This window comes from Azonexus hydrophilus DSM 23864, from assembly GCF_000429605.1.
Classification (GTDB): Bacteria; Pseudomonadota; Gammaproteobacteria; order Burkholderiales; family Rhodocyclaceae; genus Azonexus; species Azonexus hydrophilus.
In genome coordinates this window covers 173,842-196,014 of sequence record NZ_AUCE01000011.1, presented here as the reverse complement: position 1 = coordinate 196,014, position 22,173 = coordinate 173,842, and the positions used below count along the sequence as shown (strand labels likewise).

Here is a 22,173-nt window from a genome sequence, read left to right as displayed (position 1 = left end):
AAATGGGGTCAAGCGGCAAATTGTAGCGCAGGAACAAGCAGATACCGTCGCGGAGATGGGGCAAATTCGGGTATATTCGCGCCCCATGAATGAAAAAGCCGTGGTTCTTCTCTCCGGCGGGCTCGATTCCGCGACCTGCCTGGCCATTGCCCGCAATCGGGGGTTCGACTGCTACTGCCTGTCCTTCGATTACGGTCAGCGGCACAGCGCCGAATTGCAGGCTGCCGACCGCGTCGTCAAGGCGCTGGGGGCGGTCGAACATCGGGTGATCAACTTCGGTCTGGCGCAGTTCGGCGGTTCGGCGCTCACCGATACCTCGATTGCCGTGCCGGTCGACGGTGTGCAGGCCGGCATCCCGGTTACCTATGTGCCGGCGCGCAACACCATCATGCTGTCGCTGGCCCTGGCCTGGGCGGAAGTGCTCGGCAGCCGCGACATCTTCGTTGGCGTCAATGCCGTCGATTACTCCGGCTACCCGGATTGCCGCCCGGAATACATCACCGCCTTCGAAACCATGGCCAACCTCGCCACCAAGGCCGGGGTCGAGGGGCAGAAACTGCACATCCACGCGCCGCTGATCAATTTGTCCAAGGCCGAAATCATCCGCACCGGCCATGCACTCGGCGTCGATTACGGCCTGACCGTTTCCTGTTATCAGGCCGATGAACTTGGGCGCGCCTGCGCTGTCTGTGACTCCTGCCGTTTGCGCGCCGAGGGTTTCGCCGCCGCCGGCATCCCCGACCCCACGCCTTACCGGACCTGACATGGAAGCTGACGTCTCCCCCAACCTCGTGCTCTGGCTGACCTTCGCGCTGGCCTTCGTCTTTGGCGCCATCGGCCAGAAGACCCATTTCTGCACCATGGGTGCGGTGTCCGACATCCTCAACATGGGCGACTGGAGCCGCATGCGCATGTGGCTGCTGGCCATGGGCGTCGCCATCCTCGGCGCTGGCGCACTGCACGGTGCCGGGCTGATCGATCTCGACAAGTCGATCTACCGGACCACCAGCCTGACTTGGCTGTCCTACATCCTCGGCGGTTTCAGCTTTGGCGTCGGCATGGTGCTGGCGTCCGGCTGCGGCTCGAAGACGCTGATCCGCATCGGCGCCGGCAACCTCAAGTCGCTGGTCGTCTTCCTCGTCCTCGGCCTGTTCGCCTACATGACCATGCGCGGTGTCTTCGGCGTCTTCCGCGTCAGCTACATCGACCCGGTTGCCGTTGCCATGCCGGAAGGACAGGACATTCCCTCGCTGCTCGCCGGTTTCGGTCTCGATGAGGCAACGGCTTCCACCCTGGCCGTCATCGCCATCGGCGGCGGCCTGACTGCCTTCTGCCTGCTGCGCCGTGACTTCTGGACCCTGGACAATCTGCTCGGCGGCATCGGTACCGGCCTGCTGGTCGTGCTCGCCTGGTATGTGAGCGGTCACCTCGGTTACATCGCCGAACATCCGGACACGCTGGAAGAAGCTTTCCTGAGAACGAACAGCGGGCGCATGGAATCGCTGACCTTCGTCGCGCCGGTTGCCTACACGCTGGAGTTGTTCATGCTCTGGTCGGACAGCAGCCGTGTGGTCACCGTCGCCATTGCCGCCGTGTTCGGTGTCATCGCCGGTTCGGCAGCCTGGTCGCTGGCGACCCGCTCGTTCCGCTGGGAAGGTTTTGCCAATGTCGAAGACACGGCGACCCACCTGATCGGCGCTGCGCTGATGGGCTTTGGCGGCGTGCTCGCCTTCGGCTGTACGGTCGGCCAGGGCATTACCGGCATCTCGACGCTGGCGCTGGGTTCCTTCATCACCCTGGCGGCCATCCTGGTCGGCTCGGTCGTGGCCATGAAGGTCCAGTACTGGCGGATGATGCGCGAGGCCTAAGCGTCCTCGCCGGCCTTCAGCCTGGCAATCACCAGCGGGAAGGCGCCGGAACCGATCAGCGCCACCGCCGAGACAATGAAGGCCAGCCCGGCCATCGGATCGTCGAGTACCGGGTGGATTAGTGCGCCGAAGCCAAACAGGCTGACCAGTCCGGGAATGGCACAGAGGATGCCGAGGGCGGTAAGAATCAGGAAGGAAAGCGGATAGCGGTGCATGGCGGGAGTGTAGACGAACGGCCGGTTCGGCGCGAAGATAGGCACCTATTTTAATAAACAAGGAGACACTGATGAACCGCCGCCACTTCCTTCGTTCGCTGGCTGCTGCAGGAGTCGTCGGTGCTGCCGAATTCGCACCCTGGCATGCGGTCAGCGCCTTTGCCAACGATCTCGACAATTTCGTCCGTGGCCCGGCGGTCAAGGATCACCCGCTGCGCCAGTTGTCGAAACATGTGTGGATGATCTTCTCGCCCGATGGTTTCCCGACCCCGGAAAACCAGGGGATGATGTGCAACCTGACCTTCATCGACACGCCCAAGGGGCTGGTTGCGGTGGACACCGGCGCTTCGGTGCAGATCGGCGAAATGGCCATCCGCCAGTTGAAGCAGAAACTGAACAAGCCGGTCGTGGCGATCATCAACACCCACTATCACGGCGACCATTTCCTGGGTAACCAGGCCTTTGTCGAAGCCTACGGCGACATGCCGATCCACGCCCACGCCGGCACCATCGAGCAGATCAAGGGCATGGAAGGCAACACCTGGCGGCGCCTGATGGAGCAATGGACCAATCAGGCGACGATGGGCACCAAGGTCGTGGCGCCGACTGTCGCGGTCGATCACGGCCAGGAACTGAAATTCGGCGACGTCGTGCTCCGCCTGCACCACTACGGCAAGGCGCACACGCCGTCCGACATCTGCGTCGAGGTCGTCGGCGACGGCCTGACCTGTGTCGGCGATGTCGCCATGAACGGTCGCATCGCCAACATGGACGACGGCTCCTACGTCGGCACGCTGAAAACCTACGCGGCGCTGGAAAAGAACGCGCCGTCGAAAATCTGGCTGCCCGGCCACGGCGAACCCGGGGCCAATGTTCTGGCCTGGAATCGCAGCCTGTTCGAGGGCATTTACGAAAGCTGCGTCAAGGCGGTGGAGGCTGGTCAGCCGATGGAAGAAGCCAAGGAACTGGTTCTGCGCGACCCGCGTGTCGCCAGCCAGGCACGCACGACCAAGGGCTTCGACAGCAACATCGGCAAGTACGTCAGCCTGGCCTACCTGGAAGCCGAAGCCGCTGCCTTCTGAAACGGAAAACGCATGAAAAAGCTCGATCATCAACGCCTCGACCAGGTCGTCGCCGCCGCCCGCAAGGCCGCAGACGAACGCGAGAAGGGCTACCGCGAACGGGCGCTGAAGCTTTACCCGTGGATATGTGGTCGCTGCGCCCGCGAATTCACGCACACCAACCTGCGCGAACTGACCGTGCATCACCGCGACCACAATCACGACAACAATCCGGCCGACGGCAGCAACTGGGAGTTGTTGTGTCTGTACTGCCACGACAACGAACACCAGAAGCAGATCGAGGCCGACCGCGGCTATACCGACAGCCGCAACAACGCCTCGATGGCCACGCACTCGCCCTTCGCCGCGCTGAAATCACTGCTCAAAAAAGACCAATAGCCGATGCAGCGCCCGAAAAGCCCGGTATCGGCAGGCACCGACCGGGGAACCCGCATCGCCCTGCTGTTCGCGCTGGTCGCCCAGCGTCTCGACAGCTACTACGAACACGGCCAGGAACTCACCCCGGCCCAGGGTGCCACCCTCGCCGCCGACTGGCTCGCCCGCAGCTGGCGCAGTCTGGCCCAGGAAGATCGCCTCCATCTCTCCCGCCTGAGCGACGACATGGCGCGCGCCATGCGCAGCACGCTCTCCCGCGAAGCCGGCCTGTTCACCGCCCACGAAATGATGCAGGCGCTCGACCCCAACTATCATTCGGAACTGGCCCAGCAGCTGATGATCGAATGCGAGCGGCTGCTCGACAGCGACTGAAGCACGCTAAGCTGCCAAGGAGCGCCGAAGAACGGCACCAATTCACGGACAGGCTGGTCCGAGCTTTCGTTGCCGAATGGAGAAACGCATGAACAATGAAAACCCCCTGCTCATCGAAGTTGTCTCGGATGTCGTCTGTCCCTGGTGCTTCATCGGCCAGCGCCGGCTGGCGCGCGCCATCGATATCGTGCGCGCCGAGGTGCCCGATTTCCGGCATGAAATCCGCTGGCGCCCCTTCTTCCTCAACCCGGACACGCCGCCGGCAGGCGAACCCTACCTGCCCTTCCTGGTGCAGAAATTCGGCAGCCGGGCGCAAGTCGAAGGCATCTGGCAGCGGGTCCGCGAAATTGGCGCCCCGCTCGGCATCGACTACCGCTTCGAGAAAATCGAGGTGCGCGCCAACACGCTAGCGGCACACCGCCTGATCCACTGGGCGCAACAACAAGGCGATGCCGCCGGGCTGGTCGAAGGCTTGTTCAAGGCCCAGTTCGAACAGGGCGAAAACGTCGGCGACCCAGAAGTCCTCGCCCGGGTCGCCGCCGCCTGCGGTCACGACCCGGCCACCATGCTCGCCTACCTCGAATCCGGCGAGGACGCCGCCACCGTCCAGCAAATGGAACGCGAATCCCGAAGCTGGGGCGTCAGCTCCGTACCGACCTTCGTCTTCGCCCGCCAGTCCGGTATTCAGGGGGCGGAGGAAGCGCGAGTGCTGGCGGATGGGATTCGTCAGGCGTGGGCAGCGATGGCGGGGTGAAGCGCTTCGAAGACCGGCCGACGGGCAACAAAAAGGCCGGCGGGGTTGCCCCGGCCGGCCTTGGCGTGATGTTTTACGCTTACTGAACTTGCTGGATACCGGCGATCACCCAGCCACGGCTGCCGTCGGTCGGCTTCATCATGTGCCAGATTTCCGAGAAGTTCTCGACCGGGCCGTTGCGTTCTTCGCGGATCTGGCCGCTGAAATGCACGCTGACGACGTAACGGCTGGCTTCCTCGGCGACGTCGATGACCTGGGCGTCGAGCTGGACGACATCGGTTTCCTGCGTCGCGCCGTTGCGCTCGGCGATGGCCATCTTGATCTCGGCGAACATTTCCGGCGAAGTGAATTCGCGGATGTCGTCGAGGTTGCCGGCGTCGTTGGCGGCCTGCAGGCGGATGAAGTTGACCTTGGCGTTGCGCACGAAGCCCTCGGCGTCGAAATCGGCCGGGATGTTGCCGCTACCCGTCGACTCAAGCGCTTCGGCTGCCGGCGTGAAGCCAGAAGAACCGCCGGCCGGAGTGAAGTCCGGACGGGTGACATTGCCCGGCTGGCTGCCGTAGTTGGCGCCGGCAGCGGCGTACTGCATGCCGCCTTGTGCCTGGGCGCCGGCCTTCTTGCGCATGAAGAAGGCGATGGCGCCAATGACGACCATGGCGAGCAGGGCGATCATCATGAAATTGGCCAGCTCTTCGCCGAAACCGAGGTGCGAGGCCAGCGCGGCCAGGCCAAGACCGGCAGCCAGACCGGCGACCGGGCCCATCCAGGAACGCTTCGGCTGGGCTTGCGGGGCTGCGGCCGGTTGCTGGCGCTGGGCCTGGTTGAAATTGTTGCTCGGCGGCGTGGCCTGGCGTTGCATGCCGGTCGAGCCACCGCCCCCGAGGCGCTTGGCTTCCGCATCGTTGATGTTCAGCGTGAAGCCGAGAACGACGGCTGCCGCCATTGCAATGAACTTGTTCATGTTTGTCTCCTTCGGACAGTGATGTTCCGCGATTGTACGCAGCCGAAGCATCTAGTAAAAACAGCGTGTCGCTGCAGTATGTTTCGAAAAAAATTGACGGTCAGGCTTGCAGCAGGGCCGCTGCCACCGCCGGATCGGCGGGGAAATAGAAATGCACGTAGGAGGCGGTCAGCCGTTGCCGGCGGTAGATGGCCTCGCCCTCACGGCCGTCGGCAGTGACGGCGCGGCACAGTGGCGGCAGCGGTGTTTCGCTCTTCGAGTAATGGAAGGTATGGCCGGCCAGCCGGCCTTCGGGCAGTTCGGCGAATTGCGTGTCGAGCGCTGCCAGCCGCTGCTGCATGACCGCCCGCCCGGGCAGCAGGCCGGCGAAGCGGTGGGCTTGGCCGGTTTTGTCGACGACTTCCTCGAACAGGCTCATCATGCCGCCGCATTCGGCGAGTAGCGGTTTGCCGGCGTCGACGTGGGCGTGCAATGCCTGCCACAGGCCGGCGTTGGCGCTCAGTGCGGCGGCGTGCAGTTCCGGGTAGCCGCCGGGCAGCCAGACAGCGTCGCACTCAGGCAGCGCATCGCCGGCGACTGGCGAAAAGAAGCGCAGCTCGGCGCCAAGCGCCTGCAGGGTTTCCAGGTTGGCCGGGTAGATGAAGCCGTAGGCGGCGTCGCGGGCGATGGCGATGCGCCGGCCGGCAAGTAGCGGCGGCACGGTCGGCGGTGGTGCGTCGCCGAAAGATACCGGTTCAGGCAGGTCGACGGTGGCACTTTCAGCCAGCGCGTCGGCCAGCCGGTCGAGGCGGGCTTCGAGATCGTCGATCTCGGCTGCCTGGAGCAGGCCGAGGTGGCGTTCGGGCAGGCTGTCGCCGCTTTTCGGCAAGGCGCCGAACCAGCCCACGCCGGGCGCCAGGCATTCCTTGAGCATCTCGGCGTGGCGGGCGCCGGCAACGCGGTTGGCCAGCACCCCGGCAAACGGCAGGCCGGGCCGGTAGGTGGCCAGCCCGTGAGCCACCGCGCCGAAGGTCTGGGCCATGGAGCCGGCGTCGATCAGCGCCAGCACGGGGATGCCGAAGCGTTCAGCGATATCGGCCGCCGACGGTTTGCCATCGAACAAACCCATCACGCCTTCAATCAGGATCAGGTCCGACTCGGCCGCCGCCCGCGCCAGCCGCCAGCGCGCATCAGCCTCGCCGCACATGCCGAGGTCGAGGTTCTGGCACGGCCGGCCGCTGGCGAAGGCATGAATCTGCGGATCGAGGAAATCCGGACCGCATTTGAAAACGGTGACGCGCCGTCCCTGGCGCGCATGCAGCCGCGCCAGCGCGGCGGTAACGGTAGTCTTGCCCTGGCCGGAGGCAGGGGCGGCGATGAGCAGGGCGGGGCAGGCGGGCATCAGTGATTAGCAGACAGTTGTGTTGATAGCCGGCGGGATTCTCGCACGCGAGACCAGATTCAGGCTGCCCTTCGGCGGTGTGCCTGATCGCGGTTGCTCAATCGAGCAGTTCGATTTCGCCGTAGTGCAGGCGGACTAGGTCTTTTGCCGCCAGTTGCTTGAGCGCCTGGTTGACGCTTTGGCGGCTGATGCCCAGCATCCGCCCCAGAACTTCCTGACCGATACGAATGCGCTGGCGGGCGATATCACGACTGCCATAGCCCTGCGCCAGCAGGCGCAACCGCCGCAGTACGCGCTCCTCAAGGGGGAGTTGCGCCAGCTCCTCGAGCACGGCAAAGCTCACCCGCAGTTTGCGACAGGTCAGGCGGGCGATGTCGCGCCAGTATTGCGGACGGGTTTCCAGCCATCGTTCCAGTCCGGCCCCGGGTATCACCAGGACTTCGCCGGGGAGATCGGCGATGGCGTCGTGGGTGCGTGGCTGGCCATCGATCACCGAGATTTCCCCAAACCACTGGTAGGGCTCCAGGTGAGCAAGGACTGCGGCCCGACCATCGGCATCATGGGCGCCAATGTGCACGGCGCCGGCGATCACGCAGTACATGCCGCTGGCCGGGCTGCCCCGGGTGAACAGTGCTTCGCCCACCTCCAGGCGGCGCACAACGGCCATGCTCAGCAAGGCCTGCTGCAACGGCGGTGGGCAACTCGCAAACCAGTCGTCGCTCTGCAGCGCGGCCTGCAAAGTCTTCGGGGCGGAGGGCAACGGGTCCATCGTCGGCATTGTCAAAATTCTGACAGACTCTGGCCGGCCCGTGGTGCATCCTGCGTACAAACAACACGGAGACCATGATGACCCCTTCGACCACCCTGCTGGTGAGCTACGCGCGTTATCACCGCGACCCCCGCAATATTGCCACCCACTACGCGGGCATCCCCCTGATCATCTTTGCCATTGGCGTTCTGCTGGGGCGCCTGCAGTTTTCCCTGCTCGGATTACCCCTGAACGGCGCCGTGACGGTCTGGGCATTGGCTGCCGCCTGGTACCTCTACCAAGGCGTGAGCGTGGTGACCATGGCGACCATCGCCGTGACCGGCCTGCTGGTGATGTTTGCGCAGCCGTTCGCTCAGGCCGCGCTGCTTCCCTGGCTGGCCGTTGGCCTGGGTAGCTTCGTCGTCGGCTGGGCATTCCAGCTCGTCGGGCATGTTTGGGAGGGGCGCAAGCCTGCTTTTGTCGATGACATCCGCGGTCTGCTCGTCGGCCCCATGTTTGTGACGGCCGAAGTCTGGTTTGCGCTGGGGGGCGGCAAGTCGTTGCGCGATCAGATCGACGCCGAAGCCGGCCCGGTGGCGCGCCAGACCCCTCGTCCGACCGGGCAGGCATGAAACCAGCGCCACGCTTTCTGGTCATGGGCGCCGGCAGCGTTGGCTGCTACCTGGGGGGCTGCCTGCAGCATGCGGGCGCGCAGGTCGATTTCGTCGGTCGGCCCCTTGTGCTGCAGACCTTGCGCACGCACGGCCTGCGCCTGAGCGACCGCGATGGTCGGAACCAGTTCCTGGCGCCGGCGCAATTGCGGCTTCACGAGCAGGTTCCCACTGCTTGTCATCCCGATCTGGTGTTGCTGTGTGTCAAAAGCCGTGCCACTGAAGCGGCTGCGCAGGAGCTTGAACGCCATCTGGCAGCAGGCACCCCGGTGCTGTCGCTGCAGAATGGCCTGCACAACGTGACGCTGGCGCAAGCCGTGGCGCCAGGTCTGAATTGGCTGGCTGGCATGGTGCCGTTCAATATTGCCGAAATCGGCCCGGGCTGTTTTCACCGTGGCAGCGATGGCCAGTTGGCAGCCGAGGAGCATGCCCCGCTAGCTCGCAGTGCCGATTGGTTTGCCCAAGCCGGTGTGCCGCTGGCCCTGCACGCCGACCTGAAACCGATCCAACGGGGCAAGCTGCTGCTCAACCTCAACAATCCGGTCAATGCGCTTTCCGGTCAGCCGTTACGTGCCCAATTGCTGGACGCGGGGCACCGCCGGCAGTTTGCCGGCTTGATGCGCGAGGCGCTGGCGCTGATGCGGCTGGACGGGGCAGAGCCGGCCGCGCTGACGCCCCTGCCCTGGAATCTGTTGATCCGTATCCTGTGCTTGCCGACGCCGCTGTTTCGCCTGATTGCCGCTCGCTTGCTGCGTATTGATCCGCAGGCCCGTTCCAGCATGGCGGATGATCTGGCTGCCGGGCGGCCGACCGAGATCGACGTGCTCTGCGGCGAGATCGTGCGTCTGGCCGAGCGGCTAGGTCGCCGCGCCCCACTGAACGAGGCCATGGTCGCCCGTATCCAGACCCTGAGTACCCGAACAACGACTACACCATGATCACGACGACCCAACGCGATGCCGGTCTGAGCCTGCTGCTGGCTTGCCTTTTTCTCGCCCTCTGTTTTGGTGCTGCCGAATCGACGGCGGGAACGCCTTTGTTCTCCCTCTCGCCGCCGGGCGGCGGTCCCGCCGATATGGCCGAGTCCTTGCGCCAGGACCTGCACCTGACCTTTTTCACCATCTGGGCCGCGTTGCTGCTGGCCGCGCCAGCGCTGGCGCTGTTGCCCAGCATCAACCGCTCGCGCCAGGCCTGGCGTTGGTGGCGCATCAGCTGGAGTGCTTCCCTGGTGGTGTTCGCCGTGCACTTCTACTGGGCCGTGGTCATCATTTTCGACAACGACTGGTCGCGCATCCTGAACACTCCCCGGGTCACCGTGCCGCGTCTGGACACCGTATTCGCCGTCTGGTGGGTGATTGACGTCTGCCTGGCCTGGACCTGGCAGACCAGGGCGTACTGGATGCTCTGCCAACGCTGGGCGTTGCATCTGCTGGCCTTTGTCCTCTTCTTCGTGGGGGCGGCGCGCGAGGGTGAGTTGCCGATTTCCCGTGTGCTCGGCTGGACCATGGCGGTACTTGTGTTCATCGGTTTGCTGAGCCGACTGTTCCGCCGGAATTCGGGCGCGTTCCGGCCGTAGTCGAAACGCCTCGCTTAGTCCCGGGGAATCACCACTCCAGCCCCGGCATCGCCTTGACCCCGGCCTGGAAGGCGTGTTTTTCCATGCCGATGTCGCTGACCGTATCGGCCGCGTCGCGCAGTGCCTGCGGTGCGGCGCGACCGGTGACGATGACGTGCTGCATGGCCGGGCGCGAGAGCAGCTTGGCGATGACGGCATCGAGGTCGAGCCAGCCGTACTTGAAGGCGTAGGTCATTTCGTCGAGGACGACCAGGCTGATCTCGGGGTCGGCCAGGTGCTGGCAGGCAACGTCCCAGGCAGCCTGGGCGGCCTTGGCGTCGCGTTCCTTGTCCTGGGTCTCCCAGGTGAAGCCTTCGCCGCCAACATGCCAGGCGACGTTCGGCTGCTGGCGGAAAAAGGCTTCCTCGCCGGTATCCGAGCGGCCCTTGACGAACTGGACGACGCCCACCTTGAGGCCGTGGCCGAGCGCCCGGGCGACGACGCCAAAAGCGGCCGACGACTTGCCTTTGCCGTTGCCGGTGTTGATCACCAGCACGCCGCGTTCCTGCTGGGCGGCGTCGATCTTGCCGTCGATCACGGCCTTCTTTTTCTGCATGCGTTGTTCGTGGCTGATCGTCATCAGGCTTACTCCGGGATGAAACAGCGCTGGCCGCGGTCTTCGATCTGCCGCAGGCCGTGGCCGTAGAGTTCGGACAGCGTTGCCGCGGTCAGGATGTCGTCGACTGCGCCCTGTGCGCAACGACCGTCGCCGTAGACCAGCAATGCCCGGTCGCAGAAGCGGTGGGCCAGTGCCGGATCGTGCAGGACCATGACGACGGCGGCGCCGCAGTCGCGGGCGGTGCCGGCGAACAGTTCGAGGACGGCCATCTGGTGGTTGAGGTCGAGGTGCGACAAGGGTTCGTCGAGCAGGTAGAGCGTCGCCGCCTGGGTCAGCAGGGTGGCGATGGACAGGCGCTGGCGTTCACCGCCGGACAGTGTGTGCACCTGGCGGGCTTCCATGCCGGCCAGGCCGAGGGCTTTCAGGGCACCCCTCGCCAGTTCGGCATCGCGCGTCGATTCCCAGTCCCAACGGCCGAGATGGGGATGACGGCCGGTGAGCGCGGTTTCGAGCACGGTCGAGCCGAACGGATCGTTCTGGAACTGACCGAGCCAGGCCCGGCGCAGTGCCGCCTGGCGCGGCGGCAGCAAGGCGCAGTCCTCGCCGTCGAGCAGCACGGCTCCGGCCTGCGGTGGGCGCAGGCCGGCCAGCGTGGACAACAATGTCGACTTGCCGGCCCCGTTGCGGCCGAGGATGGCCAGCCGTTCGCCCGGCTGCAGGCTGAGGTTGAGGCAGTCGACGACGGTCTTGCCGCCGATTTCGACGCTGAGCTGGCGGGCTTCGAGCAAGGGGGCGCTCATTTCGGCTGCCTTGACAGCAGGAACAGGAAAACCGGCACGCCGATCAGCGCGGTCAGCACGCCGACCGGCAGTTGCATTGGCGCGATGACTGTGCGGGCGGCGGTGTCGGCCAGCACCAGCAGCGAGCCGCCGGCGAGTACGGTGGCTGGCAGCAGCAGGCGTTGGTCGTTGCCGGTGGCGAGCCGGACCAGGTGCGGGACGACCAGGCCGACGAAGCCGATCGAGCCGGCGGTGGTCACCGAAGCGGCGGTGGCCACCGAAGCCAGCAGATAGACGGTGTAGCGCAGCCGCCCGACCGCCACGCCCAGTGCCTGGGCCTGCATCAGGCCGCGCGACAGCAGGTTGAGTTCGCGGGCAAACGGCATGGCGCAGGCCAGTGCGACCACCAGCGCCAGTGCTGCCGGCCACCAGGTGAAGGTCTGGCCGAGATCGCCCATCAGCCAGAACAGCATGCCGTGCAGCTTGCCTTCGTCGGCAATCGACAGCATCAGCGCGATCAGCGCGCCGCAACCGGCGGCGACGATGACGCCGGTGAGCAGCAGGCGGGTCTGCGTCCAGCTACCGTCGCCATGCGCCAGTCCGAAGACCAGGAACATGGCACCGAGCGCGCCGGCAAAGGCGAGTCCGTCGATAGCCAGCAGCGGCAGCCCGATCAGGATGCCGAACATGGCGCCGACGCCGGCCCCGCCCGAGATACCGAGCACGTAAGGATCGGCCAGCGGATTGCGCAGCAGCACCTGCATCAGCGCCCCGGCCAGCGCCAGCAAGCCGCCGCAGGCGAAGCCGGCGAGTGCTCGTGGCAGGCGCAATTGCACGACCATGTCAGCCGCCCCGTCGCCGTGCCCGAACAACGCGGCGACGATGTCGGGCAGCGGCACCTTGAGGCTGCCCGCCGACAGGGCCAAGGCGAAACTCGCCAGCGCCAGCAGGCTGAGCGCGGAGAGAATCAGGAAGGCACGGCGGCGGGTGGGCATGGATTATTTCGGACTGTAGCGGATGCCGATGAAGGCGTTGCGCCCCGGGGTGGCGTAGGTGTTGACGAGTATATAGTCCCGGTCAAAGAGGTTGTTGACGCGGGCAAATACGCTCCAGGCCGGGGCAAAGCGGTAGGCGGCGTAGAGGTTGACCAGTGTATAGCTGCCCATATCCACTTTCGGGCCGGTGGACGGATACTCATGACGTTTGCCAGTGAACTGGAATTCGGTTCGCCAGTTCCATGGACCAATCTCCTGCCCAGCTGAAGCGTTGGCCGAATGCCGGGCGCGCCTGGGCAATTGCCTGCTGTTCTTCTGGTCTTTTGCGTCTAGCCAGTCGTAATTGAAGGCCAGATCGAAGCCGCGCAGTCTGCCTTGCCAGTTCAAAGTGGCGCCTTCAATTCTGGCGGTGTCGATATTGGTCGGGGTGGTGACTGCGCCGACCTGGGTCCAGGAGATCATGTCCTTGATGTGGTTGAGATACCAGGTCAGTGACAGAGCGTGATTTCCGGCTTCATGGTGAATCGTTATTTCGCGGTTTACTGCTGATTCTGGACGTACGTCCGGGTTCCCGATGTTGCCGTTTTTCAGGGGGTAATAGAGATCGTTGAACGTAGGCGCTTTGAACGCCGTGCCAATACTGGCACTGGCTCGCCAATTGGGCGTTAGACGATAGCCATAAGCAAGGGAGCCGGTGGTCTTGTCACCGAAAAGCGAGTCGTCATCATGGCGAATGCTTCCCTGCAGGCGATGTTGGCCAAAGCCGCGGTTCCAGCCCAGTTGAACGGAATCGTTTTGGCGTGTTTTTTCCGCGTACTTGTCCGACGTCGTGATGGATTGTCGCGTGCTTTCCAGTCCGACCAGAAGATTGCCCCAGCGAGTATTCAGGTCGTGTTGCCACGAATACAGATTCTGATCGGTGTTGAACCGGCTATCGAACAAACCGTTACGCAGGTTGTCGGAATAATCGTTGCTGCGCCCGAATGTGAGTGTGCTGTTCCAGTTCGGGTTGATCTTGTTTTTCAATACCAAGGAGCCGTTGCCGTTCCGGGTCTTGCTCACCCAGTCGTTGGTAGCGCCACTGCCGTCATAACGGCTCATTCCGTCCGCATGAAGTGCCGACAGCAGCACTTCATGGCCCGGAGCGAAGGTATAACCCAGACGCGCCGATGCCGCGAGGTTGTGAAAACCATCCTTGTCCGGGTTGGCTGTAGTTGTCCAGGGGCGACTGTTGAAGCCCTTGGTGCTCTCGTGAGACACGGTTGCGCCATAGTTCCAGCCATTCTGTTTGCCAGACATGCTCACACTGCCATTTTGCGTACCGTAGTTACCGGCACCGGCTTCGGCGGAGAAATGAAAGGTTTCTTCGCTGCGTCGGGTGAAGATCTGGACCACGCCGCCGATGGCGTCACTGCCGTACATTGCGGAGGCTGGACCGCGGATGATCTCGATGCGTTCAATCTGCGCAACGGGAATGCGAGACCAGGAAACGTTCCCGTTAGTTGCCGAGCCCATTCGCATGCCATCGACAAGAAGCAGGGCGTGTTTGCCGTTAGTGCCTCGGATGAGCAGCGATGATTCGGCGCCCCAGCTGCCGTTGGCAACGATCTGTATGCCCGGCTGGGCAGCCAGGATCTGTTCGAGATTGGTGTGGCCGGCGGCTTCAATCTCGTTGCGCTCGATCACGCTGACATCGGTCAACACTTCGCTGACCCGCATCGGCTGGCGTGTCGCGGTGACCACCATGGTGTCGAGGCTGGCAAGCTGCTCCGTGGCCTGCAGTGGTTGGCAAAAAGCGAGCGGTAACAATACCGCCAGCGGCTTCAAACGTGAGTTCATGGATTTCCCCTTTCCGGCAGGCGTCCCCGCATGCCGGAATGCATTGACAAGGAAGTGCGCAGGGGAGAGGGCTGGTCAGGAACCGGCACCACCACCCCGTGGTACTTCCGCTAGGTGTGCAAGGCCGGTATCCGGGCTCACAAGTCTTGACGTATCGCCTTCCCAGGTTTCCCCAGTGGCTTCGTGATACGCCCGCACTTGCTTACCGTTGCGGGGGCAGCAGCGGCTTGGTCTCGTTGGAGACGCACCGCTTTCCCGTTTAACTGCGCTTGGTGAAAACCGCGCGCAGCACCTGACACGGCGCGCATTCTAGCGCGCCTGGCCGGGAGATGCGAATGCCAATGGCGTCGACAGCCGATAAAACACTTTGAAAATAGCTGCTTAGTCCTTGACCGGGCAGCATTTGTCCCTCTATAGTGCGCGCCATGAATAGCGAATTCGAAGCGCTCGAAGCCAAGATCGATCAGGTCGTCGCCCTGGTGCACCAGTTGCGTGCCGAGAACGAGGTCCTGAAGAACCAGATAGCCACGGCCGAGGCCGAGCGTCTGCACTTGCGCTCGACGATGACGGCTGCCCGCGAGCGGCTGGAAGGCCTGATGGACAAGCTGCCCGAGGATGCCTGAGATGAGTGCCGAGCAGAATTTCCTCGACGTCAAGATCATGGGCCGCGAATACCGCGTTGCCTGCCGGCCGGAGGAGCGCGATGCGCTGCTGGCGGCGGTCGATCTGGTCGACAACAAGATGCGCGAAATCGCCCAGAAGACCAAGAGCACCATTGCCGAACGCGTGGCGGTGATGGCCGCGCTGAACATCGCCCACGAACGCCTGGCAGCGCCGGCTGGCGAGGCTGCCGAAGAAGCGCTTGCGTCGACCGACACGAAGCGTAGAATCGAAGACATGGGAGCACGGCTCGATGCCGTGCTGGCACCCCAGCAGCAACTGGACCTCTGAGTCGCTGCGGGATTGCCCGCCGAGTGTTCCCTGCGGTGTTTGTTAAGGCCATATATTCCTTGAACCAATGCTGATTGGCATCGGTTGCGGACCAAGACTTCGCTGTTGTGCGCGTTCTTCGTCGAATGTGCCTGATGCGGAAGGAAAGCAGCCACTCTGAACCCAGGTTCAGGATGCCGGCCTGACGGCACTCGCGGGGACTTTTACCAAACAGGTGGCAGCTTCTGCCACCTGTTTTCATTTGCAGGGTGGTGATGGAAATCGAGTGGCTGCTGGCCTATCTGCTGTTGGGCGCGTTTGTCGGGTTTTTTGCCGGTCTACTCGGTGTGGGCGGCGGCGGCATCATGGTCCCCGTATTGACCACGCTGTTCGCTGCGCAAGGCTTTCCCCGCGAGCATCTGGTTCATGTCGCGCTGGGAACGTCGATGGCAGCCATCGTGATGACCTCGATTTCCAGTCTGCGTGCGCATCATGCCCATGGCGCGGTGCGCTGGGACATCGTGCGCGGCATCACGCCGGGTGTGCTGCTCGGCACTTTCGGCGGCACTTTCATCGCCTCGCGTGTGGATAGCGCGCCGCTGGCGATCTTCTTCGGCTGCTTCATGGCCTATGTGTCGCTACAGATGATCCTCAACGTCAAACCCAAGCCGACCCGGGAACTGCCCGGTCAGGCTGGCATGGTCGGCGTCGGTGGCGGCATCGGGCTGGTCTCGGCGCTGGTGGCGATCGGCGGCGGCTCGCTGTCGGTGCCGTTCATGACCTGGTGCAACGTCAAGATGCAGCACGCCATCGGTACTTCGGCGGCGATCGGCTTGCCGATTGCGCTGGCCGGGGCGCTCGGTTACCTGATCAACGGCTGGGGCAGCAGCGGCCTGCCCGACTGGTCCATCGGTTACGTCTATCTGCCGGCACTGGTGCTGGTCAGCGCCGTGTCGACCTTCACTGCGCCGCTCGGCGCCCGTCTGGCGCATCGGTTGCCGGTGGCAACCCTGAAGAAGGTCTTTGCCGGTGTGCTGATCCTGCTCTCGGCGAAGATGCTGCACACCGTTTTCGGCAGCTGATCAGCGCGCCTTGAACACCGGTTTGCGCTTTTCCAGGAAAGCCGCCAGCCCTTCCCGATAGTCCTCGGTGTCAAGGAAGGCGAAGGACGCGGCTTTTTCTTCGTCGCTCAGCGGGCGGCCGTCGAGCAGGCGGTGGATCCATTGCTTGTGCCAGGCCGCGACCAGCGGGGCGCCGTGGCCGATGCGGCGGGCCGTGGCATAGGCTTCGTCGATGACCTGCGGGTCGGCAACGACGCGCGTCAGCAGGCCTTTTTCATAGGCTTCGCGGGCGTTCAGGATGCGGCCCTCGAGCAGGATTTCCTTGACCACCGCCGGCCCGGCAAGACGCAGCAGGCCTTCCATTTCGCCCGGGTACATCGAGAAGCCGAGCTTGTTGATCGGTGCGCCGAAGCGCGCGCTTTCGCCGGCGATGCGCAGGTCGCAGGCGCCGGCGATTTCCAGGCCGCCGCCGATGCAGGCGCCCTGGATCAGGGCCACGGTCGGATGCGGGCAGTCGGCAATGGCATTCAGGGCGGCGGCAACCTCGCCGTGGTAGTGGAGCGCCTGTGCCAGCGTTGCCCGGGCGGTGACGAACTCTTCCAGGTCGCCGCCGGCGGCGAAGGCCTCGTTGCCGGCACCGCGGATGACCACGCAGCGGATGCCCGGATCGGCGGCCAGCTCGCGCATGTACTGGCTCAGCGTCTGCCACATCGACAAGTCGATGGCGTTGAGTTTCCCCGGATTGTCCAGGGTCAGGGTGGCGATTTCCCCTTCGTTTGTCCGATTGATCTTGCCCATCATGGTTCTCCGTTTTTGCGGCATTTAGTGCAAAAGTCTTACATGCCGTCAGGTTGTTAAGTCTTATATAAGATACAATGCTGCGGCCGATTTACATCGGTAATTATTAATTAATAAGGAGAACAGAATGAGCAGCGTTATGTATGAGCGGATGCGGGAAAATCCCAAATTCCGTGAGCTGGTCGCCAAGAGGGGACGTTTCGCCTGGACCTTGGCAGCCATCGTCCTGACCATGTTCTACGGCTTCGTGATGGTCGTGGCCTTCGCGCCCGAATCGCTGGGCCAGCCGATTGCCGAAGGGTCCCGCTGGACCGTCGGCCTGGTCGCCGAACTTTTCATGTTTATCTTCTTCTGGGTGCTGACGGCCGTTTATGTCCGCAAGGCCAACACCGAGTTCGACGCGCTCTCGCAAGAGATCGTTCGTGAAGCCTGGAAGGAGAACAAGTAATGCGCAAGATCGTTTCCGCACTCGGGCTGCTGAGCCTGTGCACCCTCGCCATCGCCGCCGACGCGGTTGGTGCGACCGAAAAGCAGGCGACCAACTGGCACGCCATCATCATGTTCTGCATCTTCGTGACGCTGACCATGGGCATCACCTACTGGGCGGCCAGCCGCACCAAGTCGACGTCGGACTTCTACACGGCCGGCGGCGGTATCACCGGTTTCCAGAACGGTCTGGCGATTGCCGGTGACTACATGTCGGCCGCCACGCTGCTCGGTCTGACCGCCATGGTCTACATGCAGGGTTACGACGGCTACATCTACATGCTGTGCTTCTTCGCCGGCTGGCCGATCATCCTGTTCCTGATGGCTGAACGCCTGCGCAACCTGGGCAAGTTCACCTTCTCCGACATCACTGCCTATCGCCTCGACCAGGGCAAGGTGCGCACGATGGCCGCGATCTCCTCGCTGACCGTCGTCTGCTTCTACCTGATCGCCCAGATGGTCGGTGCCGGTCAGCTGATCAAGCTGCTCTTCGGTCTGGACTACAACGTCGCCATCTTCGCCGTCGGCATCCTGATGATGGTTTACGTCACGTTCGGTGGCATGGTCGCGACGACCTGGGTGCAGATCATCAAGGCCGTCATGCTGCTGTCCGGCGGTACGCTGGTCATGTTCCTGGCGATGTCCTACTTCAACTTCTCCTTTACCAATGTGATGGACCAGGCGATGTCGGTGCACAAGCTGGGTGAGAAGCTGATGCATCCGGGCAGCCTGCTCGCCGATCCGATTACCGCCATCTCGCTGGGTCTCGGCCTGATGTTCGGTACTGCCGGCCTGCCGCACATCCTGATGCGTTTCTTCACCGTGACCGACGCCAAGGAAGCCCGCAAGTCGGTGCTCTACGCTTCCGGTTTCGTGGCTTACTTCTTCAACGTCATCTTCCTGATGGGTCTGACCGCGATCATCATCGTCGGCCAGAACCCGGATTTCTTCGAAGGCGGCGAAATCGGCAAGAAGCTGATCGGTGGCGGCAACATGGTTGCCATGCACCTGGCCAAGGCGGTCGGCGGCGACATGCTGCTCGGCTTCCTGGCTGCCGTGGCCTTCGCCACCATCCTGGCCGTCGTTTCGGGTCTGGCGCTGGCTGGTGCTTCGGCGATCTCGCACGACATCTACGCCCGCGTGATCAAGAAGGGTACGGCTTCGGAAGCGGCTGAAATCCGCGTTTCCAAGATCGCCACGATCTGCCTCGGCTTCGTTGCCATCGTTCTCGGCATCGCCTTTGAAAAGCAGAACATCGCCTTCATGGTCGGCCTGGCCTTCGGTGTTGCCGCAGCTGCCAACTTCCCGGTGCTGATCCTGTCGATGTACTGGAAGGGCCTGACCACCCGCGGCGCGCTGTGGGGCGGTTACGGCGGTCTGGTTTCCGCCGTGCTGTTCGTGCTCTTCTCGAAGTCGGTGTGGGTCGACGTGCTGGGCAATGCCGCCCCGCTGTTCCCCTACACCCAGCCGGCCCTGTTCGCCATGCCGATCGCCTTCCTGCTGGCCTGGATCGGTTCGACGAGCGACGCCAGCGTTCGCGCGCAGGCCGAGAAGGAAGCCTTCGGCGACCAGTATGTGCGTGCCCAGACCGGTTTCGGTGCAGCCTCTGCATCCAACCACTAAGCGGTACTGAAAGTAGAAACCCCCTGACGAGTTGCCTCGTCAGGGGGTTTTGTTTTTGTATCAGGTGTTTTTCAGGTCAAGCGCTTTTCAGGTTCTGCGCATCCATGCGCGCCAGCGCTTCGCGGCCGGACAGCAGGTGATCGTGCATTTCGCGCTCGGCCTTGGCGGCGTCGCCGGAGAGCATGCTGGCCAGGATGGCCCGGTGCTCGTCGAGCGACTGCTGCAGGCGACCTTCCAGCGACAGCGAGTGCAGGCGCGACAGTTTCAGCACCTTGCGCAGGTCCTGGATGACCGAGAGCAGCCAGCGGTTGCCGGACAATTCCTGGATTTTCTTGTGAAATTCCTGGTTGGCTTCGAAAAAGGCGTCGATGCGACCGTCGCGAGCAGCCGACTCCAGCTTTTCGTGAATCGCCTTGAGTGCCGCCAGATCGGCGGTCTTGGCCCGCTTCACGGCCTCGAAGGCACAGCGGCCTTCAAGCATGGCCATCAGGGGGAAGATGTCGTCGAGGTCGCGGCGGGAAATTTCCGTGACGTAGCAGCCGCGGCGCGGCTTGAGCTCGACCAGCCCTTCCGAGGCCAGGACTTTCAGTGCCTCGCGTAGCGGGGTGCGTGAAATGCCATATTGTTCGGCGAGCTTCTGCTCATCGATCCACATGCCGGGTGTCAGTTCGTGCGCGAAGATGCGTTGCCGCAGTCGTTCGGCGACTTCCTGGTAAAGCGCGGTGGGTGCAATGCGATTCATGGTGATGGTGTGGTCTCGGTGGGCAAGCTCGGTGCGTTGCCGACTTGCTTCCATAATTATGGATACAGTATTATGTAGGGCTGACCATGTCAAGCCGGGTGCGAAAGCGTAGAATTTTGAATTCTGCATCATCGGCCCGAAAAAATCGAATCGGCGAGAGGTGTTTCATGTCTGAAAAGTTCTTTGATTCCAATAACCTGGATGTCTGGGAAAAGGCTGCGGCCAAGCAGTCCCCGGGTGGTGACGTCAACAACCTGGTGTGGAATACCCCCGAAGGCCTTGCGGTCAAGGCCTTGTACACGAAGAAGGATGTCGAGAGCCTCGAATTCGCCGACACCCTGCCGGGCGTCGCGCCCTTCCTGCGCGGCCCGCAGCCGACCATGTATGCGGTCAAGCCGTGGACCATCCGCCAGTACGCCGGCTTCTCCACGGCCGAAGCCTCCAACGCCTTCTACCGCAAGGCGTTGGCTGCTGGCGGTCAGGGGGTGTCGGTGGCCTTCGACCTAGCCACGCACCGCGGCTACGACTCGGATAACGTCCGCGTCACCGGTGACGTCGGCAAGGCCGGCGTGGCGATCGACTCGGTCGAGGACATGAAGATCCTGTTCGACGGCATTCCGCTCGACAAGGTCTCGGTGTCGATGACGATGAACGGCGCCGTGCTGCCCATCCTCGCCGGCTACATCGTTGCCGCCGAAGAGCAGGGTGTCAGCCAGGACAAGCTGTCCGGCACGATCCAGAACGACATCCTCAAAGAATTCATGGTGCGGAACACCTACATCTATCCGCCCAAGCCGTCGATGAAGATCATCGCCGACATCTTCGGCTACACCGCGCAGCACATGCCGAAGTTCAACTCGATCTCGATTTCCGGGTATCACATCCAGGAAGCCGGCGCCAACCAGGCCATCGAGCTGGCCTTCACGCTGGCTGACGGCATGGAATACGTGCGCACCGGCATCGCCTCGGGCATGGATGTCGACACCTTCGCCGGCCGCCTGTCCTTCTTCTGGGCCGTCGGCATGAATTTCTACCTGGAAATCGCCAAGATGCGCGCCGCCCGTCTGCTGTGGCACCGCATCATGACCAAGTTCGAGGCCAAGAGCCCGAAGTCGATGATGCTGCGCACGCACAGCCAGACTTCCGGCTGGTCGCTGACCGAGCAGGACCCGTACAACAACGTCGTCCGCACCACCATCGAAGCGATGGCGGCGGTCTTCGGCGGCACCCAGTCGCTGCACACCAACGCGCTCGACGAAGCGATCGCGCTGCCGACCGAGTTCTCGGCGCGCATCGCCCGCAACACGCAGTTGATCATCCAGGAAGAGACGCACATCACCAACGTCATCGATCCGTGGGCCGGTTCCTACATGATGGAAAAGCTGACCCAGGACATGGCTGACAAGGCCTGGGGCATCATCCAGGAAATCGAGGCGATGGGCGGCATGACCAAAGCCGTCGAATCCGGCTGGGCCAAGATGCAGGTCGAGACCTGCGCCGCCGACAAGCAGGCGCGCATCGACTCGGGCAAGGACGTGATCGTCGGCGTCAACAAGTACAAGCTGGCCAAGGAAGACGCGATCGACATCCTCGATATCGACAACCACGCCGTCCGCGAAGCGCAGATTGCCCGCCTCAAGAGCATTCGCGCCAGCCGTGACAGCGCCGCCGTCAATGCTGCGCTCGACGCGCTGACGAAAGCCGCTGAAAGCGGAGAAGGCAACCTGCTCGACCTGACCGTCAAGGCGATCCGCCTGCGCGCCACGGTCGGCGAAGTGTCGGATGCGCTGGAAAAGGTTTTCGGCCGTTTCCGCGCCAATAACCAGACCATTTCCGGAGTTTACGGAGGCGTTGTCGAAGGTATGGAAAGCTGGGAAGAAATCAAGGCCGATGTCGCCAAGTTCGCCGAAGAAGAAGGCCGTCGCCCGCGCATCATGATCGCCAAGCTCGGCCAGGACGGCCACGACCGTGGCGCCAAGGTCGTCGCCACGGCCTACGCTGACCTCGGCTTCGACATCGACATGGGCCCGCTCTTCCAGACGCCGGAAGAAGCTGCCCGCCAGGCCATCGAGAACGACGTCCATGCCATCGGCTGCTCCTCGCTGGCCGCCGGCCACAAGACGCTGGTGCCGCAGATCATCCAGTCGCTGAAAGCCCAGGGCGCCGACGACATCATCGTCTTCGCCGGCGGCGTGATTCCGGCGCAGGACTACGATGCGCTGTACGCGGCCGGCGCCAAGGCGATCTTCGGCCCGGGCACCCGGATCGAGGATTCGGCCAAGCGCGTGCTCGAAGAAATCCGCAAGGCGCGCGGCTAAG

25 protein-coding genes, 1 other RNA gene and 1 riboswitch are annotated in these 22,173 nt (G+C 63.5%); of the genes, 16 read left to right on the top strand and 10 right to left on the bottom strand.

The features are described from left to right. Positions 1-85 precede the first annotated feature (85 nt). The gene (gene queC, locus G471_RS0101505; protein ID WP_028993756.1) at positions 86-763 is read left to right on the top strand and encodes a 7-cyano-7-deazaguanine synthase QueC; all 678 of its coding nucleotides are present in this window, start codon (positions 86-88) and stop codon (positions 761-763) included. Position 764: 1 nt separating this feature from the next. Continuing rightward, positions 765-1,868, top strand: a complete 1,104-nt coding sequence (locus G471_RS0101500) for a YeeE/YedE family protein (RefSeq protein ID WP_028993755.1) — start codon at positions 765-767, stop codon at positions 1,866-1,868. On the opposite strand, the gene G471_RS0101495 is transcribed toward G471_RS0101500, so the two are convergent. Further along, positions 1,865-2,083: a hypothetical protein gene (locus G471_RS0101495; RefSeq protein WP_028993754.1), complete on the bottom strand. Its 219-nt coding sequence runs from the start codon at positions 2,081-2,083 to the stop codon at positions 1,865-1,867. The two genes, G471_RS0101500 and G471_RS0101495, sit on opposite strands and share 4 nt — an antisense overlap. 71 nt (positions 2,084-2,154) lie before the next feature. Here G471_RS0101495 and G471_RS0101490 point away from each other — a divergent pair, with 71 nt between their 5' ends. The 4 genes from G471_RS0101490 to G471_RS0101475 all read left to right on the top strand — a co-directional run bounded on the left by G471_RS0101490 (position 2,155) and on the right by G471_RS0101475 (position 4,666). After that, positions 2,155-3,165 carry an MBL fold metallo-hydrolase gene (locus tag G471_RS0101490; protein ID WP_028993753.1) on the top strand — a complete coding sequence of 337 codons (1,011 nt, stop codon included), beginning with the start codon at positions 2,155-2,157 and terminating at the stop codon, positions 3,163-3,165. 12 nt (positions 3,166-3,177) lie between these two features. Continuing rightward, on the top strand, positions 3,178-3,543 hold the full coding sequence (locus G471_RS0101485; RefSeq protein WP_028993752.1) for a YajD family HNH nuclease: 366 nt from the start codon (positions 3,178-3,180) through the stop codon (positions 3,541-3,543). Positions 3,544-3,546: 3 nt separating this feature from the next. Continuing rightward, on the top strand, positions 3,547-3,912 hold the full coding sequence (locus G471_RS0101480; protein WP_028993751.1) for a hypothetical protein: 366 nt from the start codon (positions 3,547-3,549) through the stop codon (positions 3,910-3,912). An 88-nt stretch (positions 3,913-4,000) separates the two neighbouring features. Further along, positions 4,001-4,666 carry a DsbA family oxidoreductase gene (locus G471_RS0101475; RefSeq protein ID WP_028993750.1) on the top strand — a complete coding sequence of 222 codons (666 nt, stop codon included), beginning with the start codon at positions 4,001-4,003 and terminating at the stop codon, positions 4,664-4,666. Positions 4,667-4,745: 79 nt separating this feature from the next. On the opposite strand, the gene G471_RS0101465 is transcribed toward G471_RS0101475, so the two are convergent. The 3 genes from G471_RS0101465 to G471_RS0101455 form a co-directional block, all read right to left on the bottom strand. Then, positions 4,746-5,627, bottom strand: a complete 882-nt coding sequence (locus tag G471_RS0101465; protein ID WP_028993749.1) for a Tim44 domain-containing protein — start codon at positions 5,625-5,627, stop codon at positions 4,746-4,748. A 100-nt stretch (positions 5,628-5,727) separates the two neighbouring features. Beyond that, a complete protein-coding gene (locus G471_RS0101460) occupies positions 5,728-7,008 on the bottom strand; it encodes a cobyrinic acid a,c-diamide synthase CobB (RefSeq protein ID WP_028993748.1) in 1,281 nt (426 codons plus the stop codon). Positions 7,009-7,105: 97 nt separating this feature from the next. Further along, positions 7,106-7,786: a Crp/Fnr family transcriptional regulator gene (locus G471_RS0101455; protein ID WP_211226362.1), complete on the bottom strand. Its 681-nt coding sequence runs from the start codon at positions 7,784-7,786 to the stop codon at positions 7,106-7,108. A 68-nt stretch (positions 7,787-7,854) separates the two neighbouring features. Between G471_RS0101455 and G471_RS0101450 the strand changes: the two genes are divergently transcribed. The 3 genes from G471_RS0101450 to G471_RS0101440 are packed head-to-tail and all read left to right on the top strand — an operon-like array spanning position 7,855 to position 10,003. Further along, a complete protein-coding gene (locus G471_RS0101450; RefSeq protein ID WP_028993746.1) occupies positions 7,855-8,388 on the top strand; it encodes an Mpo1 family 2-hydroxy fatty acid dioxygenase in 534 nt (177 codons plus the stop codon). Further along, entirely contained in the window at positions 8,385-9,365 is a 981-nt protein-coding gene (locus tag G471_RS0101445) for a 2-dehydropantoate 2-reductase (RefSeq protein WP_028993745.1), read from the top strand. Before G471_RS0101450 ends, G471_RS0101445 begins: the two co-directional genes overlap by 4 nt. Next, positions 9,362-10,003, top strand: a complete 642-nt coding sequence (locus tag G471_RS0101440) for a hypothetical protein (RefSeq protein ID WP_028993744.1) — start codon at positions 9,362-9,364, stop codon at positions 10,001-10,003. The genes G471_RS0101445 and G471_RS0101440 overlap by 4 nt, the downstream gene beginning before the upstream one ends. A 28-nt stretch (positions 10,004-10,031) precedes the next feature. Here G471_RS0101440 and cobO read toward each other — a convergent pair whose 3' ends face one another. From cobO to G471_RS0101420, 4 genes are read right to left on the bottom strand one after another with little or no spacing between them, the layout of a single operon-like run. Continuing rightward, the gene (gene cobO / locus G471_RS0101435; RefSeq protein ID WP_028993743.1) at positions 10,032-10,622 is read right to left on the bottom strand and encodes a cob(I)yrinic acid a,c-diamide adenosyltransferase; all 591 of its coding nucleotides are present in this window, start codon (positions 10,620-10,622) and stop codon (positions 10,032-10,034) included. 5 nt (positions 10,623-10,627) lie between these two features. Next, positions 10,628-11,401 carry an ABC transporter ATP-binding protein gene (locus tag G471_RS0101430; RefSeq protein WP_028993742.1) on the bottom strand — a complete coding sequence of 258 codons (774 nt, stop codon included), beginning with the start codon at positions 11,399-11,401 and terminating at the stop codon, positions 10,628-10,630. After that, positions 11,398-12,375 carry a FecCD family ABC transporter permease gene (locus G471_RS0101425; RefSeq protein ID WP_028993741.1) on the bottom strand — a complete coding sequence of 326 codons (978 nt, stop codon included), beginning with the start codon at positions 12,373-12,375 and terminating at the stop codon, positions 11,398-11,400. The genes G471_RS0101430 and G471_RS0101425 overlap by 4 nt, the downstream gene beginning before the upstream one ends. A 3-nt stretch (positions 12,376-12,378) precedes the next feature. Then, positions 12,379-14,214 (bottom strand): TonB-dependent receptor domain-containing protein, encoded by a 1,836-nt coding sequence (locus G471_RS0101420; protein WP_028993740.1) that lies wholly within the window; start codon positions 14,212-14,214, stop codon positions 12,379-12,381. Between the two features lie 105 nt (positions 14,215-14,319). After that, positions 14,320-14,525, bottom strand: a riboswitch (cobalamin riboswitch). Between the two features lie 114 nt (positions 14,526-14,639). Between G471_RS0101420 and G471_RS0101415 the strand changes: the two genes are divergently transcribed. The 4 genes from G471_RS0101415 (at position 14,640) to G471_RS0101405 (ending at position 16,226) form a co-directional block, all read left to right on the top strand. Next, positions 14,640-14,837 (top strand): hypothetical protein, encoded by a 198-nt coding sequence (locus G471_RS0101415; protein ID WP_028993739.1) that lies wholly within the window; start codon positions 14,640-14,642, stop codon positions 14,835-14,837. Between the two features lies 1 nt (position 14,838). Then, positions 14,839-15,165 (top strand): cell division protein ZapA, encoded by a 327-nt coding sequence (locus G471_RS0101410; RefSeq protein ID WP_028993738.1) that lies wholly within the window; start codon positions 14,839-14,841, stop codon positions 15,163-15,165. Between the two features lie 24 nt (positions 15,166-15,189). Then, a non-coding RNA gene (gene ssrS / locus G471_RS18555) (6S RNA) lies at positions 15,190-15,369 on the top strand. 50 nt (positions 15,370-15,419) lie between these two features. Next, entirely contained in the window at positions 15,420-16,226 is an 807-nt protein-coding gene (locus tag G471_RS0101405) for a sulfite exporter TauE/SafE family protein (protein ID WP_028993737.1), read from the top strand. Here the strand turns inward: G471_RS0101405 and G471_RS0101400 are convergent, their stop codons facing one another. Then, positions 16,227-17,006 carry an enoyl-CoA hydratase/isomerase family protein gene (locus G471_RS0101400; protein ID WP_028993736.1) on the bottom strand — a complete coding sequence of 260 codons (780 nt, stop codon included), beginning with the start codon at positions 17,004-17,006 and terminating at the stop codon, positions 16,227-16,229. It lies immediately after the preceding gene. 124 nt (positions 17,007-17,130) lie between these two features. Here G471_RS0101400 and G471_RS0101395 point away from each other — a divergent pair, with 124 nt between their 5' ends. Then, entirely contained in the window at positions 17,131-17,451 is a 321-nt protein-coding gene (locus tag G471_RS0101395) for a DUF485 domain-containing protein (protein ID WP_245580480.1), read from the top strand. Further along, complete coding sequence (locus tag G471_RS0101390; protein ID WP_028993734.1) at positions 17,451-19,112, top strand: cation acetate symporter; 1,662 nt, start codon at positions 17,451-17,453, stop codon at positions 19,110-19,112. Before G471_RS0101395 ends, G471_RS0101390 begins: the two co-directional genes overlap by 1 nt. 76 nt (positions 19,113-19,188) lie before the next feature. On the opposite strand, the gene G471_RS0101385 is transcribed toward G471_RS0101390, so the two are convergent. Next, positions 19,189-19,860: a GntR family transcriptional regulator gene (locus G471_RS0101385; RefSeq protein WP_028993733.1), complete on the bottom strand. Its 672-nt coding sequence runs from the start codon at positions 19,858-19,860 to the stop codon at positions 19,189-19,191. A gap of 161 nt (positions 19,861-20,021) precedes the next feature. Between G471_RS0101385 and scpA the strand changes: the two genes are divergently transcribed. Then, on the top strand, positions 20,022-22,172 hold the full coding sequence (gene scpA, locus G471_RS0101380) for a methylmalonyl-CoA mutase (protein WP_028993732.1): 2,151 nt from the start codon (positions 20,022-20,024) through the stop codon (positions 22,170-22,172). Position 22,173: the final 1 nt, after the last annotated feature.